Source organism: Streptomyces flavochromogenes, assembly GCF_000717595.1.
GTDB lineage: Bacteria > Actinomycetota > Actinomycetes > Streptomycetales > Streptomycetaceae > Streptomyces > Streptomyces flavochromogenes.
In genome coordinates this window covers 35946-49872 of the sequence record NZ_JNZO01000011.1, presented here as the reverse complement: position 1 = coordinate 49872, position 13927 = coordinate 35946, and the positions used below count along the sequence as shown (strand labels likewise).

Annotated in this window: 9 protein-coding genes; 4 read left to right on the top strand and 5 right to left on the bottom strand. The window is 71.0% G+C overall.

What is annotated here, in order from left to right; genetic code table 11:
• Nucleotides 1-31: 31 nt before the first annotated feature.
• The 3 genes from cydD to IF00_RS0114240 are packed head-to-tail and all read right to left on the bottom strand — an operon-like array spanning nucleotide 32 to nucleotide 6182.
• Nucleotides 32-3625, bottom strand: coding sequence for a thiol reductant ABC exporter subunit CydD (gene cydD / locus IF00_RS0114250; protein ID WP_037638226.1), 3594 nt, complete (start codon nucleotides 3623-3625; stop codon nucleotides 32-34).
• A 28-nt stretch (nucleotides 3626-3653) separates the two neighbouring features.
• Entirely contained in the window at nucleotides 3654-4655 is a 1002-nt protein-coding gene (gene cydB, locus IF00_RS0114245; protein WP_030318005.1) for a cytochrome d ubiquinol oxidase subunit II, read from the bottom strand.
• A gap of 18 nt (nucleotides 4656-4673) precedes the next feature.
• Nucleotides 4674-6182: a cytochrome ubiquinol oxidase subunit I gene (locus tag IF00_RS0114240; RefSeq protein ID WP_030318003.1), complete on the bottom strand. Its 1509-nt coding sequence runs from the start codon at nucleotides 6180-6182 to the stop codon at nucleotides 4674-4676.
• 204 nt (nucleotides 6183-6386) lie between these two features.
• Between IF00_RS0114240 and IF00_RS0114235 the strand changes: the two genes are divergently transcribed.
• Entirely contained in the window at nucleotides 6387-6767 is a 381-nt protein-coding gene (locus IF00_RS0114235; protein ID WP_030318002.1) for a cyclophilin-like fold protein, read from the top strand.
• A 98-nt stretch (nucleotides 6768-6865) separates the two neighbouring features.
• Here the strand turns inward: IF00_RS0114235 and hisC are convergent, their stop codons facing one another.
• Nucleotides 6866-7969 carry a histidinol-phosphate transaminase gene (gene hisC, locus IF00_RS0114230; RefSeq protein ID WP_030318000.1) on the bottom strand — a complete coding sequence of 368 codons (1104 nt, stop codon included), beginning with the start codon at nucleotides 7967-7969 and terminating at the stop codon, nucleotides 6866-6868.
• A gap of 605 nt (nucleotides 7970-8574) precedes the next feature.
• Here hisC and IF00_RS0114225 point away from each other — a divergent pair.
• From IF00_RS0114225 to IF00_RS0114215, 3 genes are all read left to right on the top strand, one after another.
• A complete protein-coding gene (locus IF00_RS0114225; RefSeq protein ID WP_030317999.1) occupies nucleotides 8575-9681 on the top strand; it encodes a LacI family DNA-binding transcriptional regulator in 1107 nt (368 codons plus the stop codon).
• 274 nt (nucleotides 9682-9955) lie between these two features.
• Nucleotides 9956-11236: a metallophosphoesterase gene (locus tag IF00_RS0114220; RefSeq protein ID WP_030317997.1), complete on the top strand. Its 1281-nt coding sequence runs from the start codon at nucleotides 9956-9958 to the stop codon at nucleotides 11234-11236.
• A gap of 160 nt (nucleotides 11237-11396) precedes the next feature.
• Entirely contained in the window at nucleotides 11397-12056 is a 660-nt protein-coding gene (locus IF00_RS0114215; RefSeq protein WP_030317995.1) for a hypothetical protein, read from the top strand.
• Between the two features lie 59 nt (nucleotides 12057-12115).
• Here IF00_RS0114215 and thiC read toward each other — a convergent pair whose 3' ends face one another.
• The gene (gene thiC, locus IF00_RS0114210) at nucleotides 12116-13909 is read right to left on the bottom strand and encodes a phosphomethylpyrimidine synthase ThiC (RefSeq protein WP_030317993.1); all 1794 of its coding nucleotides are present in this window, start codon (nucleotides 13907-13909) and stop codon (nucleotides 12116-12118) included.
• Nucleotides 13910-13927: the final 18 nt, after the last annotated feature.

Below are 13927 nucleotides of genomic sequence, written 5' to 3'. Positions count from 1 at the left end.
GTCCTATTTGGCGAGAAAAGTCAGCCAGTGCCTACGGCCGCGGCCCGCGGTACTCCCGGTCGCTCCCGGAGTTCGTCCCCGAGGCCGCGCCGACGGCCAACAGATCGGTCTCCCGCTCCTGTTCCAGCATCCGGCGCAGCGGTCCGTCCGCCTCGGCGAGCAGCGCGTACGGGCCGCGCTGCACGGTCCTTCCCTCGTCCAGGACGAGCACCTCGTCGACCGAGTCGAGTCCGTGCAGCCGGTGGGTGATGAGCACGGTCGTACGGCCTTCGGTGGCCCGGAGCAGATCGTCGGTGAGCGCGTCGGCGGTGGCCAGGTCCAGGTGCTCGGCCGGCTCGTCGAGGACGAGGACGGGGAAGTCGGCGAGGAGCGCGCGGGCGAGCGCCAGGCGCTGCCGCTGACCGCCGGACAGCCGGGAACCGTGCTCGCCCACGAGCGTGTCGAGCCCCTCCGGGAGGCCGTCGGCCCAGTCGAGCAGCCGGGCCCGGCGCAGCGCCTCGCGCAGTTCCTCGTCGCTCGCCCCGGTACGGGCGAGCCGCAGGTTCTCGCGGACGGAGCTGTCGAACAGGTGGGCGTCCTGGGCGCAGAGGCCGACGAGGCGCCGCACCGCGTCGCCGTCGAGCTCCCAGGCAGGCACCCCGCCGAGCCGGTACATGCCGTACTCCACGTCCAGGAACCGCAGCAGCACCTGGGCGAGCGTGGTCTTGCCGGAGCCCGAGGCACCGACGACGGCGACCCGGCGTCCGGCCTCCAGGGTGAGCCGGAAGTCGGCGAGCGCCTCCCGGTCCTGCCCGGCGTGCCGGGCGGAGAGCCCGGAGAGTTCCAGCGGGAACGGGCTCGCCGGGGGAGTCGCGGGCCGGTCCGGCTCGTGTACGGGGACGGGGGCGTCGAGCACCTCGAAGACCCGCTCGGCACTGTGCTTGACGCGCTGCCGGTACTGGACGGCGAGCGGCAGCCCGGTGACGGCCTCGAAGGCGGCGAGCGGCGTGAGGACGACCACCGCGAGGGCCACGCCGTCGAGCCGCCCGTCCGCCACGGCCCGGACGCCGACGACCGCGGCGGCGGCGACCGTCAGGCCGCAGACCAGGGCGGAGAGTCCGGCGCCGAGTGCGGCGGCCGCGGCCTGCCGGGAGGCGATGCCGGTGAGGGTACGGTCTGCGACCCGCGTCCGCTCGATCCGGTCCCGCAGGGCGCCGGCCACGGTCAGCTCGGCGCAGCCGCGCAGCAGATCGGCCACGGCGGTCGCCAGGGCGCCGCGCGCGGGGGCGAGCCGCCGTTCGGCCCGGCGGGCGAGCGCGCCGCTGACCGCCGGCACGAGGACACCCGCGACGAGCAGGCCCACGGCGAGGACGGCACCGGCCTCGGGCAGCAGCCAGGCGGTGAACCCGGCGGAGGCGACCCCCACGACGAGTGCGGCGCCCGCCGGGAGCAGCCAGCGGAGCCAGTAGTCCTGGAGTGCGTCGACGTCCTGGACGAGCCGGGAGAGCAGGTCCCCTCGCCGGGTGCGGCGCAGCCCGGCGGGCGCGATCCGCTCCAGGCGCCGGTAGACGGAGACCCGGAGCTCGGCGAGCATCCGGAGGACGGCGTCGTGCGAGACGAGCCGCTCGGCGTACCGGAAGACGGCCCGCCCGATGCCGAACGCACGCGTGGCGGTGACGGCCACCATCAGATAGAGCACGGGAGGCTGTTCGGAGGCACGCGAGATGAGCCATCCGGACACGGCCATGAGCCCCACGGCGGACCCGAGCGCCAGACTCCCGAGCAGCAGGGCAAGGCCCATGCGCCCCTTGAGCTCACCGGCCATGCCCCGCACTCGTGTGAGAACGGCCGTCGGACCTGTTGCGGGCGCATGCTCCGCCTGGGGCGGAACGGGTGGGCGCACCTCCGCAGCAGCGCTGCCCTCCGACTCCGCACCCGCACCACCGGCGCTCGCGCTTTCCGCGCCTGCACCCGCACTCGCACCCGCACCACCGGCACCGGCGCACGACGGCGCCGCGTCGACCCGCACCACCCGGTCCGCCACCGCGAGCAGCGCCGGCCGATGCGCCACCAGCAGCACCGTCCGCCCTGCCGCCAGTCGCCGCACCGCGTCGACGACCCCCGCCTCCGTCTCCCCGTCCAGCGCCGCCGTCGGCTCGTCGAGCAGCAGCACCGGCCGGTCGGCGAGGAATCCCCGCGCCAGCGCGAGCCGCTGCCGCTGCCCCGCCGAGAGTCCGGCCCCGTCCTCACCGAGCGCGGTGTCGAGCCCTTGCGGCAGACCCGAGACGAACCCGTCCGCCCCGGCGTCCCGCAGGGCCTCCCGTACGGCCTCGTCCGAGGCGTCCCGGCGGGCGAGCCGCACGTTCTCGGCGATGGTCCCCGCGAAGAGGTACGGCCGCTGCGGCACCCAGGCGATCCGCGACCGCCATGCCTCCAGGTCCAACGAGGCGAACGGCTCGCCCCCGACCCGTACGGAACCGCCCTCCTCCGGCACGGCGAACCCGAGGACGACATCGAGCAGCGTCGACTTCCCGGCGCCGCTCGGCCCGACCAGGGCCACCGTCTCCCCGGGCTCGACCGTCAGGGACATCGCGTCCAGCGAGGGCTCGGTGCGCCCGGCACGACGTACCGTCACGCCCTCCAGCTCCAGCCGTACGGACTCCGGCGCCGCGGTCCCGGACCCGTCGCGTACCGGCTCCTCCAGGACGTCGAAGATCTCCTCCGCCGCCGCGAGCCCCTCCGCCGCCGCGTGGAACTGCGCGCCGACCTGCCGCAGCGGCAGATACGCCTCGGGCGCCAGGATCAGGATGACGAGACCGGTGTACAGATCGAGCTCGCCGTGAACGAGCCGCATGCCGATGGTCACGGCGACGAGCGCGACCGACAGGGTCGCGAGGAGTTCCAGCGCGAAGGAGGAGAGGAAGGCGATCCGCAGCGTGCGCATCGTCGCCCGGCGGTACTCCGAGGTGATCGCGCGGATCGACTCGGCCTGGGCCTTCGCCCGGCCGAAGATCTTGAGGGTGGGAAGACCGGCCACCACGTCCAGGAAGTGCCCGGAGAGCCGGGAGAGCAGCTTCCACTGCCGGTCCATCCGGGCCTGGGTGTACCAGCCGATGAGGATCATGAAGACCGGGATGAGCGGCAGGGTGACGACGATGATCGCCGCCGAGACCCAGTCCTCGGTGACGATCCGGGCCAGCACGGCCACGGGCACGACGACCGCGAGCCCGAGCTGGGGCAGATAGCGGGCGAAGTAGTCGTCGAGTGCGTCCACACCACGCGTCGCGAGGGCGATCAGCGAGCCGGCCTTCTGGCCGCTGAGCCAGCCCGGCCCGAGGGCGGCCGCGCGGTCGAGGAGGCGGCCACGGAGTTCGGACTTGACCGCCGCGCTCGCCCGGTGGGCGGCGAGCTCGGTCAGCCAGGAGACCAGCCCCCGTGCCGCCGCGATGCCCGCGAGCAGCAGCAGGGGGGTGGTCAGGGCGGAAACCGGCTGGCCCTTCTGGAAGGACCCCACCACGATCTCGGCGATGAGCATCGCCTGGGCGACGACCAGCGCCGCCCCGACGAGGCCGAGCGCGACCACCGCGATCAGGAAGACACGGGTGGCCCTGGCGTACCGGAGCAGACGCGGATCGATCGGTTTCACGTGAAACATGCTCCCTGGAGAGGGCCGACTAGTGGGAGCCGGCGATGTGCTGCGTACCGATCCGCTTGCGGAACACCCAGTAGGTCCAGCTCTGGTAGAGCAGCACCAGCGGGGTCGCGATCGCCGCGCACCAGGTCATGATCTTGAGCGTGTACGGGCTCGACGACGCGTTCGTCACGGTAAGACTCCACTCCGGGTTGAGCGAAGACGGCATGACGTCCGGGAAGAGCGCGAGGAAGAGCATCGCCACGGCCGCTGTGATGGTGACGCCCGAGAGCGCGAACGACCAGCCCTCACGCCCCACCTTGATCGCGGCGATCGCTCCGACCAGGGCCACCACGGCGATCAGCATCGCCACGAGGCTCCAGGTGTCCCCGGTGTCGATCTGCGTCCAGATCAGGAAGCCGAGCGCGACCACCGCCGTCACCATGCCCAGCTTGAGCGCGAGCGCCCGTGCCCGGATCCGGATGTCGCCGACCGTCTTGAGCGAGACGAAGACCGCGCCGTGGAAGGTGAAGAGCGTCAACGTGACCAGACCGCCGAGGAGCGCGTACGGGTTGAGCAGATCCCAGAAGCTCCCGACGAACTCCATGTTCTCGTCGATCTTCACGCCCCGGACGATGTTGCCGAAGGCCACACCCCAGAGGAACGCGGGGATCAGCGAGGTCCAGAAGATGGCCTGCTCCCAGTTGCGCTGCCAGTTCTCCTCGGACCGCTTCGCCCGGTACTCGAAGGCGACGCCCCGGATGATCAGGCAGACCAGAATGATCAGCAGGGGCAGGTAGAAGCCCGAGAACAGCGTCGCGTACCACTCGGGGAACGCGGCGAAGGTCGCGCCGCCGGCGGTGAGCAGCCACACCTCGTTGCCGTCCCAGACGGGTCCGATGGTGTTGATGAGGACCCGCTTCTCGGCCCGGCCGCGGGCGAGCAGCTTGGTGAGGATCCCGACCCCGAAGTCGAAGCCCTCAAGGAAGAAGTAGCCGATCCAGAGGACGGCGATGAGTACGAACCAGACGTCGTGGAGTTCCATGCCTCGATCTCCTGAGCCTCAGTACGAGAAGGCCATGGGGCGGTCGGGGTCACGAGAGTCCCCGCCGATCTTGGTGGGCGGATTGAGGTCGTCCTCGGTGAGCTCCGGCGGGCCGGCCTTGATGTACTTCACGAGGAGCTTGACCTCGATCACGGCGAGCACGGCGTAGAGCGCGGTGAAGACGATCATCGAGGTGAGCACCTCGCCCGTCGTGGTGCCGGGGGAGACCGCGTCCCGGGTGCGGAGCACGCCGTAGACGACCCAGGGCTGACGGCCCATCTCGGTGAAGATCCAGCCCCAGGAGTTGGCGATCAGCGGGAACGCCATGGTCCAGAGGGCGACGATCCAGTACCACTTGCCCAGGCGGGGGCTGAGCGCCTTCCGCCTGAACAGGACCAGGTTCGGCACGTCGTCCTCACCGGTCCGCAGCCCCGGTGCCAGCATGAACTTCTTGCGCGTCAGCCAGAGACCGATCATGCCGATGGTCAGCGAGGCCATGCCGAAGCCGATCATCCAGCGGAAGCCCCAGTAGGCGACGGGGATGTTGGGCCGGTAGTCGCCGGGGCCGAACTTCTCCTGCTCGGCCTTGTTGATGTCGTTGATGCCCGGGACGTACGAGGTGAAGTCGTCGTTCGCCAGGAACGACAACAGGCCCGGGACCTCGATGGCCACCTTGTTGTGGCCCTTGTCGACATCGCCGTACGCGAAGATCGAGAACGGCGCGGGCGCCTCACCGTCCCAGAGCGCCTCGGCGGCGGCCATCTTCATGGGCTGCTGCTTGAACATGACCTTGCCGAGCAGGTCACCGCTGATGGCGGTGCCGAGGCCGGCGATGATCAGGGTGATCAGACCGAGCCGCAGCGAGGTCCGCATCACCGGAATGTGCTTCTTGCGCGCCAGGTGGAAGGCGGAGATGCCGACCATGAACGCGCCGCCGACCAGGAAGGCCGCCGTCATGGTGTGGAAGAACTGGGTGAGGGCGGTGTTCTGGGTGAGCACGTGCCAGAAGTCGGTGAGCTCGGCCCGGCCGCGCTCCTCGTTGATCCGGTAGCCCACCGGGTGCTGCATCCAGGAGTTCGCCGCGAGGATGAAGTACGCGGAGAGGATCGTGCCGATCGACACCATCCAGATGCAGGCGAGGTGGATCCGCTTGGGGAGCTTGTCCCAGCCGAAGATCCACAGACCGATGAAGGTCGACTCGAAGAAGAAGGCGATGAGCGCCTCGAAGGCGAGCGGGGCACCGAAGATGTCGCCCACGAAGCGCGAGTAGTCGGACCAGTTCATGCCGAACTGGAACTCCTGGACGATGCCGGTGACGACGCCCATGGCGATGTTGATCAGGAAGAGCTTGCCCCAGAACTTCGTCGCCCTGAGGTACTTCTCGTTCTCCGTGCGGACCCATGCGGTCTGGAGACCCGCGGTGAGGGCGGCGAGGGAGATCGTCAGGGGGACGAAGAGGAAGTGGTAGACGGTGGTGATGCCGAACTGCCAGCGCGCCAGGGTCTCTGGCGCCAGAGCGAGGTCCACGTCGTTTTCTCCTTACATCGCCGTGGTCACATCGGCAGTTTGCCCGGGTAATCCCACCGAATACGGGATGAACCAGGGCGCGCTTGTGAACGCGTTCACATTCACAAGCATTATTACTCATACGAAATCCGTACCTTCAGTCGGGGTCCCCCTGCCGAGGGCCACCTCTTCCCGGGACCTTCAACATATTGTTGAATCCGGGCCATGACCCTTCGGATACGCATCGTCTGGCCGGCCGGACACACCACGGCCACCCTTGAGGAAACCCCCACGAGCACGGCGCTCGCGGGGGCTCTCCCGATCTCCTCCACCGCCCGGACCTGGGGCGAGGAGGTCTACTTCGACACACCGGTCTCCGCCTCCGTCGACGACGGAGCGCGGCAGGTCGTCGCCGCCGGCACGGTGGCCTTCTGGACGGAGGGCGACGCGCTCGCCCTCCCCTACGGCCCCACCCCGATCTCGCGGGGCGAAGAGTGCCGGCTCGCCAGCCCCTGCAACGTCCTGGGCGCGCTCGACGGTGACCCCCGGATCCTGGCCACCGTGCGGGACGGCGACCCGATCCGGGTGGAGCTCGCCAACGGCTGACCGACGTCGACGGCCGGTCGGCTTCACGGCCGGTCGGCCAGTGCCGGTCGGCTTCGGTGGCCGATCGCCGTCACCGGCCGATCGCCGTCAGCGAGTGCTCAGCCCTCCTTGCGGAAGCCCTCCGCCGCCTTCAGGAACAGGTCGTTCGCCTCGCTCTCGCCGATCGTGACGCGCACTCCCTCGCCGGCGAACGGCCGCACCATCACCCCGTGCCGCTCGCACTCCGCCGCGAACTCCAGGGTCCGCTCGCCGAGCCGCAGCCAGACGAAGTTCGCCTGGGTGTCCGCCACGGTCCAGCCCTGCCCCACGAGACCCGCGTGGACCCGCTCGCGCTCGGCCACCAAGGAGCCGACCCGCCCGAGCAGTTCGTCCTCGGCCCGCAGCGAGGCCACCGCCGCGTCCTGCGCCAGCTGGCTCACGCCGAACGGCACGGCCGTCTTGCGCAGCGCCGCCGCCACCGGCTCGTGGGCGACCGCGAAGCCGACCCGGAGCCCCGCCAGGCCGTACGCCTTGGAGAAGGTCCGCAGCACGGCGACGTTCGGCCGGTCGCGGTAGAGCTCGATGCCGTCCGGGATGTCGGTGTCACGGACGAACTCGCGGTACGCCTCGTCGATCACGACCAGGACGTCGGAGGGCACCCGGTCGAGGAAGCGCTCCAGCTCAGCCCGGCGCACCGCGGTGCCCGTGGGGTTGTTGGGGTTGCAGACGAAAATCAGCCGGGTCCTGTCGGTGATCGCCGCGGCCATCGCGTCGAGGTCGTGCACCTCGCCCTCGGTCAGCGGCACCTGCACCGAGGTGGCCCCGCTGATCTGCGTGATGATCGGGTACGCCTCGAAGGAGCGCCAGGCGTAGATGACCTCGTCGCCGGGGCCTGAGGTGGCCTGGAGGAGCGACTGGGCGACGCCGACCGAGCCGGTGCCGGTGGCCAGGTGCGAGACGGGCACGCCGAAACGGTCCGCCAGCTCCTCCGTCAGCCCCGTGCAGGCCATGTCCGGGTAACGGTTGAAGTTCGCTGCGGCGGCCAGCGTGCTCTCCATGACCCCCGGCAGCGGCGGATACGGGTTCTCGTTGGAGGACAGCTTGAAGGCCACGGGACCGCCCGAGGCCGCCGGCCTTCCCGGCTTGTAGGTGGGGACGCCGTCCAGCTCGGCGCGCAGCTTCGGGCCCGTGCTCGTCCCGCTGGTCCCGCTGGTCTCGCTCACTCTGTGGCCTCCTCGACCGTCCGTACCGCCAATACTCCTCACCTTAAGAGGATTCCCCTCCGCTGCGAATGGGCTGTGGACAACAGGAGGGACACGCTGTGGACACGACCTCCGGGAACAGTGCCCGCACGGCCCGGAAGCGGCCTCCGCGGACAGCGCCCCGCACGGCCCGGAAGCGGCCCACGGCGCGGCGCCCGGGCGACCCCGGCGCGCCACCCGAGCGACCCGGCGGCCGGCCCCCGGCCCGCCACCCGCCACGCCACCCTGAACGGACCCCCCGATCCTTCCCGCGAGCCGTCTCCCGAACCGCCCCCAGGGCCGCCCCCGCCGCTGCGCCACACCGGGGGGAGCGCGCGTCCGGGTGGCGCGCGCCGGTGGCGGGCGCCGTAGCGCGCATCCCCCGTAGAGGTGAGTTGAGACCTCTTCGAGACCTCGCCCCCACGCCAGGCCTACGCCGTTCGGCAGCCACTGGTCCCATGGCAAAGGCCCTAACTACCTTGGATTCCTTGCTTCTTGACGCCTTTCGGCCATGCAGAAACGTGCCTGTCAACGCCTGCATATGCGACCGGCCCAACCGCCCCTCATCGCCCTACTATCGGCTCGCCATGACAGCAGCAGGGAAGCACCAGGTGAGCCGGGCACAGACCCGGGGAAGCCGGCAGGGCCGGGCAGGCATCCGGGACGTGGCCGCCGCCGCCGGGGTCTCCATCACGACTGTCTCCGACGCGCTCAACGGCAAGGGCCGACTCCCCGACGCCACCCGCCGTCACGTGCGCGAGGTCGCCGACCGGCTGGGCTACCGCCCGTCCGCGGCGGCCCGCACGCTCCGCACCGGGAAGTCGGGACTCATCGGCCTGACCGTGACCACGTACGGGGATGAACCTTTCACCTTCACCGAATTCGCGTACTTCGCGGAGATGGCCAGGGCAGCCACATCGGCGGCGCTCGCGCGGGGCTACGCCCTGGTCATCCTCCCCGCCACATCCCGCCATGACGTCTGGTCGAACGTCGCCCTCGACGGCACCGTCGTCATCGACCCCTCCGACCACGACCCGGTCGTCACCGAACTGGTCCGGCAGGGCCTGCCCGTCGTCTCCGACGGACGCCCCGCCGGCACCCTTCCGGTCACGGCCTGGGTCGACAACGACCACGAAGCCGCCGTCCTCGATCTGCTCGACCACCTCGCCGACGCCGGCGCCCGCCGCATCGGCCTCCTCACCGGAACCACCACCGACACCTACACCCGCCTGTCCACCACCGCGTACCTCAACTGGTGCGAGCGGGTGGGCCAGGACCCCGTCTACGAGGCCTATCCGGCGCACGACCCGTGCGCGGGCGCCGTCGCGGCCGACCGGCTGCTCGCCCGACCGGACCGGCCCGACGCCGTGTACGGCCTCTTCGATCCCAACGGAACCGACCTCCTCGCGGCCGCGCGCCGCTACGGGCTGCGCGTCCCGGACGATCTGCTGCTGGTCTGCTGCAGCGAGTCGACCGTCTACGCCACCACCGAACCGCCCATCACGACGCTCTCGCTCAAGCCGCGCCGGATCGGCACGGCCGTCGTCCAGCTCCTCATCGACGCCATCGAAGGGATCGACACCGACGGCCCGGTCGAGCGGGTGATACCGACCGAACTCATCGTCCGCACCTCCTCGCAGCGCCGTTCACCGCGCACCACCGTCAGCCCGCCGCGCTCACCCGCGAAGGACTGACACCCCGCCAACCGGCTCCACCGCATCCGCCGTCCCCCGCCCCTGCCCGTGGGCCGGGGCGGCGAAACCGGCCACCCAACCGGCCTCAACCCTGGACTGGACCTTCTCAATTCGGGCGAAACAACCGGTGAACCCGGAGTGGACCCGGATTCACCACCCCTGGTGCGTCACACAGGAGGAAGCTCATTCCTATGATGGGCGCACGACATCGCGGACCACCCCGACCAGGCCGGTCCGCGATGTGCAGGGCATCGCGACCGTGGTGGAGGGGTCCATGACTCAGGGGGCCGGGCAGGAGCCCGTGGTGCGCACGGCGACATTGCGCGACTTCCGCGTACCGCCGTACGCCCGCGTGCCCGTACAGGGCCATGCCACCGATCCGACGACCACGGAACCTCTGCCGGTGCCGCCACCGGCCGAACCCGCTCCCCCGGAGCACGGACCCGTGGCCGCACCCGCCGTACCCACGGCCGGTCCTCCGCCCGCGCCCGCGCCCGCCGAGCCGACCCTGCATCTGGGACGTCGTACCGCTCCCGCATACGCCCCGAGCGGCTCGTCCATCGTCTCCGTCGCCACCGGCCACCCCGGGAACGCCTTCCCCGAGGGCGGAATGCCCGAGGGCTACACCCCGACCGAGCGCGACCTCCCGGTCATCAACCGCGGGGACACCGTCCAGGTCCCGGTCCCCACCGAGCCCGCGCCCGCCGCCGAACCCGCCCCCGCGAGCGGCGAGGGTCCCGGTCCGCTCTACGTCGTCGGCGACGTCCACGGCTATCTCGACGAGCTCGTCGAAGCCCTCCGCGCGCAGCGGCTCATCGACGAGAACGGCAGCTGGGCCGCGGGCAACGCCCGCCTCTGGTTCCTCGGCGACTTCACCGACCGCGGCCCCGACGGCATCGGCGTCATCGACCTCGTCATGCGCCTCTCCGCCGAGGCCGCCGCCGCCGGCGGCTACTGCAAGGCCCTCATGGGCAACCACGAGCTGCTGCTCATCGGTGCCAAGCGCTTCGGCGACACCCCGGTGAACTCCGGCGCGGGCACCGCCACCTTCCAGGCCGCCTGGCTGCTCAACGGCGGCCAGAAGCACGACATGGACCGGCTCCAGGACGTCCATCTGCAGTGGATGTCCCGGCTCGACGCCGTGGTGCGGGAGGACGACCACCTCCTCCTGCACTCCGACACCACCGCGTACCTCGACTACGGCCAGACCATCGAGGACGTCAACGACACGGTCCACGAGATCCTCAACCGGAACGACGCCGACGAGGTCTGGGACGTCTTCCGCAAGTTCACCAAGCGCTTCGCGTTCCGCGACGAGGGCGGCCCGCAGGCCGTTCAGGAGCTGCTCTCGACCTACGGCGGCTCCCGGATCGTGCACGGCCACAGCCCCATCCCGTACCTCACCGGTCAGGTCGGCACGGAGGACGGCGAGGGCAGTTCGGGCCCGCTCGTCGACGGACCGCACGTGTACGCGGACGGTCTGGCGATCGCGATGGACGGCGGAGTGACCATGGCCGGAAAGCTACTGGTCGTCCAACTCCCCCTGAACGGCTGACGCATAACCCTCCGCATCCGGGGAAGTCGAATTCCGGAAACACCCTGTCAGCGTGTGGCACCACCGCAATACCATCGGGTCCATCCGTAGCAGGCTCTCCTCCGTTTCCGCCCAACCGACCGTTTCCCACGGCTGATCCGGGCTTACGGAGCATCGGGGGATGCACATGAACGTGGCTCCGCACCTGCTGACCGAGGACCGCGCCGAGTACGAGCGGGTCCTCGACGACGCACTGAGCACCGCCCACGCACGTCCGGATCTCGCCGGAGCGGGAACCCGGCTCTCGCTCGCCCAGCTGCGCTCCCTGACCCTGAACGCGACGACTCTGGTCACCAGCGCCGCGGCGAGCGAGTACGACCACTTCGTGAAGGTCCGCGAGCAGCACCGCGCGGCCCTCGGGACCAGGACACCGGCGTCCCCGGACCGCCCGGGCCCCGGCCCCGGTGTCGTCGCGATCCTCACCGTCATGGTGCCCGTCCTCGCGGGCGCGGCCGCCGTCATCTTCCTGCTGGTCGGCGCGGCCCTGCACGCCGTCGCCCCCACCGTGGCGTTCGGGGCGACGCTGCTCACGGCCGGCCTGGTCTTCGGCGCGGTGGCGGCCGCGGGACTGCTCGGCGCGGCCGCCGGTCTCCTGGTGACGGCCCTGCGCAACAGCCCGGCCGAGGTGAGCAGGGGCGGTCCGCCCCCTGCCGCACCGGACGACGAACTGTCCCGCGCCCGGGAGGCCTGGCGCCGCGCCCTCCTCGAGCGGGGCATCCTGCCCTTCCTCCGCGACGTCCTCGCCGCCACCACCCCACCCGCCGGCCCACCCGGCACCTGACACACCACCGGCCCGCGACTCCCCCGGGGTCGCGGGCCGGCACGGTCTCCGGGCGGGGGTCAGTCCGCCAGCGGCAGGTAGACGCGGTTGCCGGTCGCCGCGAACTCGGCCGACTTCGCGGCCATGCCCGCCTCGATCTCGTCCGCCTTCAGGTCGCCGCCGTGCTCACGCCGGATGTCCTGCGAGATCTTCATCGAGCAGAACTTGGGACCGCACATCGAGCAGAAGTGCGCGGTCTTCGCGGGCTCCGCCGGCAGCGTCTCGTCGTGGAACTCACGCGCGGTGTCCGGGTCGAGTGCCAGGTTGAACTGGTCCTCCCAGCGGAACTCGAAGCGGGCGTCCGACAGCGCGTCGTCCCACTCCTGCGCCCCCGGGTGCCCCTTGGCGAGGTCGGCCGCGTGCGCCGCGATCTTGTACGTGATGACACCGGTCTTCACGTCGTCGCGGTTGGGCAGGCCGAGGTGCTCCTTGGGCGTGACGTAGCAGAGCATCGCCGTGCCCCACCAGGCGATCATCGCCGCGCCGATGCCGGAGGTGATGTGGTCGTACGCGGGCGCGACGTCCGTGGTCAGCGGGCCGAGCGTGTAGAACGGCGCCTCCTCGCAGATCTCCTGCTGGAGGTCGATGTTCTCCTTGATCTTGTGCATCGGGACGTGCCCGGGGCCCTCGATCATCGTCTGCACGTTGTGCCGCTTGGCGATCGTGTTCAGCTCGCCGAGCGTGCGCAGCTCCGCGAACTGCGCCTCGTCGTTGGCGTCCGCGATCGAGCCGGGGCGCAGCCCGTCGCCCAGCGAGTACGTGACGTCGTACGTCGCGAGGATGTCGCAGAGCTCCTCGAAGTTCGTGTAGAGGAAGTTCTCCTTGTGGTGCGCGAGACACCAGGCGGCCATGATCGAGCCGCCGCGCGAGACGATGCCGGTCTTGCGGCGCGCGGTGAGCGGTACGTACGGCAGGAGTACGCCGGCGTGCACCGTCATGTAGTCCACGCCCTGCTCGGCCTGCTCGATGACCGTGTCCTTGTAGATCTCCCAGGTCAGGTCCTCGGCACGGCCGTCGACCTTCTCCAGCGCCTGGTAGAGCGGCACGGTGCCGATGGGCACGGGGGAGTTCCGCAGCACCCACTCGCGGGTGGTGTGGATGTTGCGGCCGGTGGAGAGGTCCATGACCGTGTCGGCGCCCCACTTGGTCGCCCAGGTCATCTTCTCCACCTCCTCCTCGATGGAGGAGGTGACGGCGGAGTTGCCGATGTTGGCGTTGACCTTCACCAGGAACCGCTTGCCGATGATCATCGGCTCGATCTCCGGGTGGTTGACGTTCGCCGGGAGCACCGCGCGGCCCGCCGCGATCTCCTCCCGTACGACCTCGGGGGAGACGTTCTCCCGGATCGCCACGTACTCCATCTCCGGGGTGATCTCCCCCCGGCGGGCATACGCGAGCTGGGTCACGGCCTGGCCGTCGCGGCCGCGGCGCGGCAGGCGCGGGCGGCCGGGGAAGACGGCGTCGAGGTTCTTCAGCCCCCCGCCGCGCGGCGAGGTGTGCTTGATGCCGTCGTCCTCGGGGCGGGCCGGGCGGCCCGCGTACTCCTCGGTGTCGCCGCGCGCGATGATCCAGTTCTCGCGCAGCGGCGGAAGGCCCCGCCGTACGTCGGTGTCGACGGTGGGGTCGGTGTACGGGCCGGACGTGTCGTACAGCGTGACGTCCTTGCCGTTGGTGAGGTGCACCTGACGGACCGGCACCCTGAGGTCGGGGCGCGAGCCCTGGACGTACCCCTTGTGCCAGCCCGGCGTGCGGGCGCCGTCGCCAGAGGTGTCGTCCTGCTCGGAGGCAGGCGTGCGTGCATCCTGAATGGTCATGAGACCGATCTCCCTACG

Excerpts from the sequence above, each read along its gene's own strand:
- IF00_RS0114225 (WP_030317999.1), top strand. The coding sequence starts at position 8,575 with ATGACAGCAGCAGGGAAGCACCAGGTGAGCCGGGCACAGACCCGGGGA.
- IF00_RS0114215 (WP_030317995.1), top strand. The coding sequence starts at position 11,397 with ATGCACATGAACGTGGCTCCGCACCTGCTGACCGAGGACCGCGCCGAG.
- thiC (WP_030317993.1), bottom strand. The coding sequence starts at position 13,909 with ATGACCATTCAGGATGCACGCACGCCTGCCTCCGAGCAGGACGACACC.
- IF00_RS0114220 (WP_030317997.1), top strand. The coding sequence starts at position 9,956 with ATGACTCAGGGGGCCGGGCAGGAGCCCGTGGTGCGCACGGCGACATTG.
- cydB (WP_030318005.1), bottom strand. The coding sequence starts at position 4,655 with ATGGAACTCCACGACGTCTGGTTCGTACTCATCGCCGTCCTCTGGATC.
- IF00_RS0114235 (WP_030318002.1), top strand. The coding sequence starts at position 6,387 with ATGACCCTTCGGATACGCATCGTCTGGCCGGCCGGACACACCACGGCC.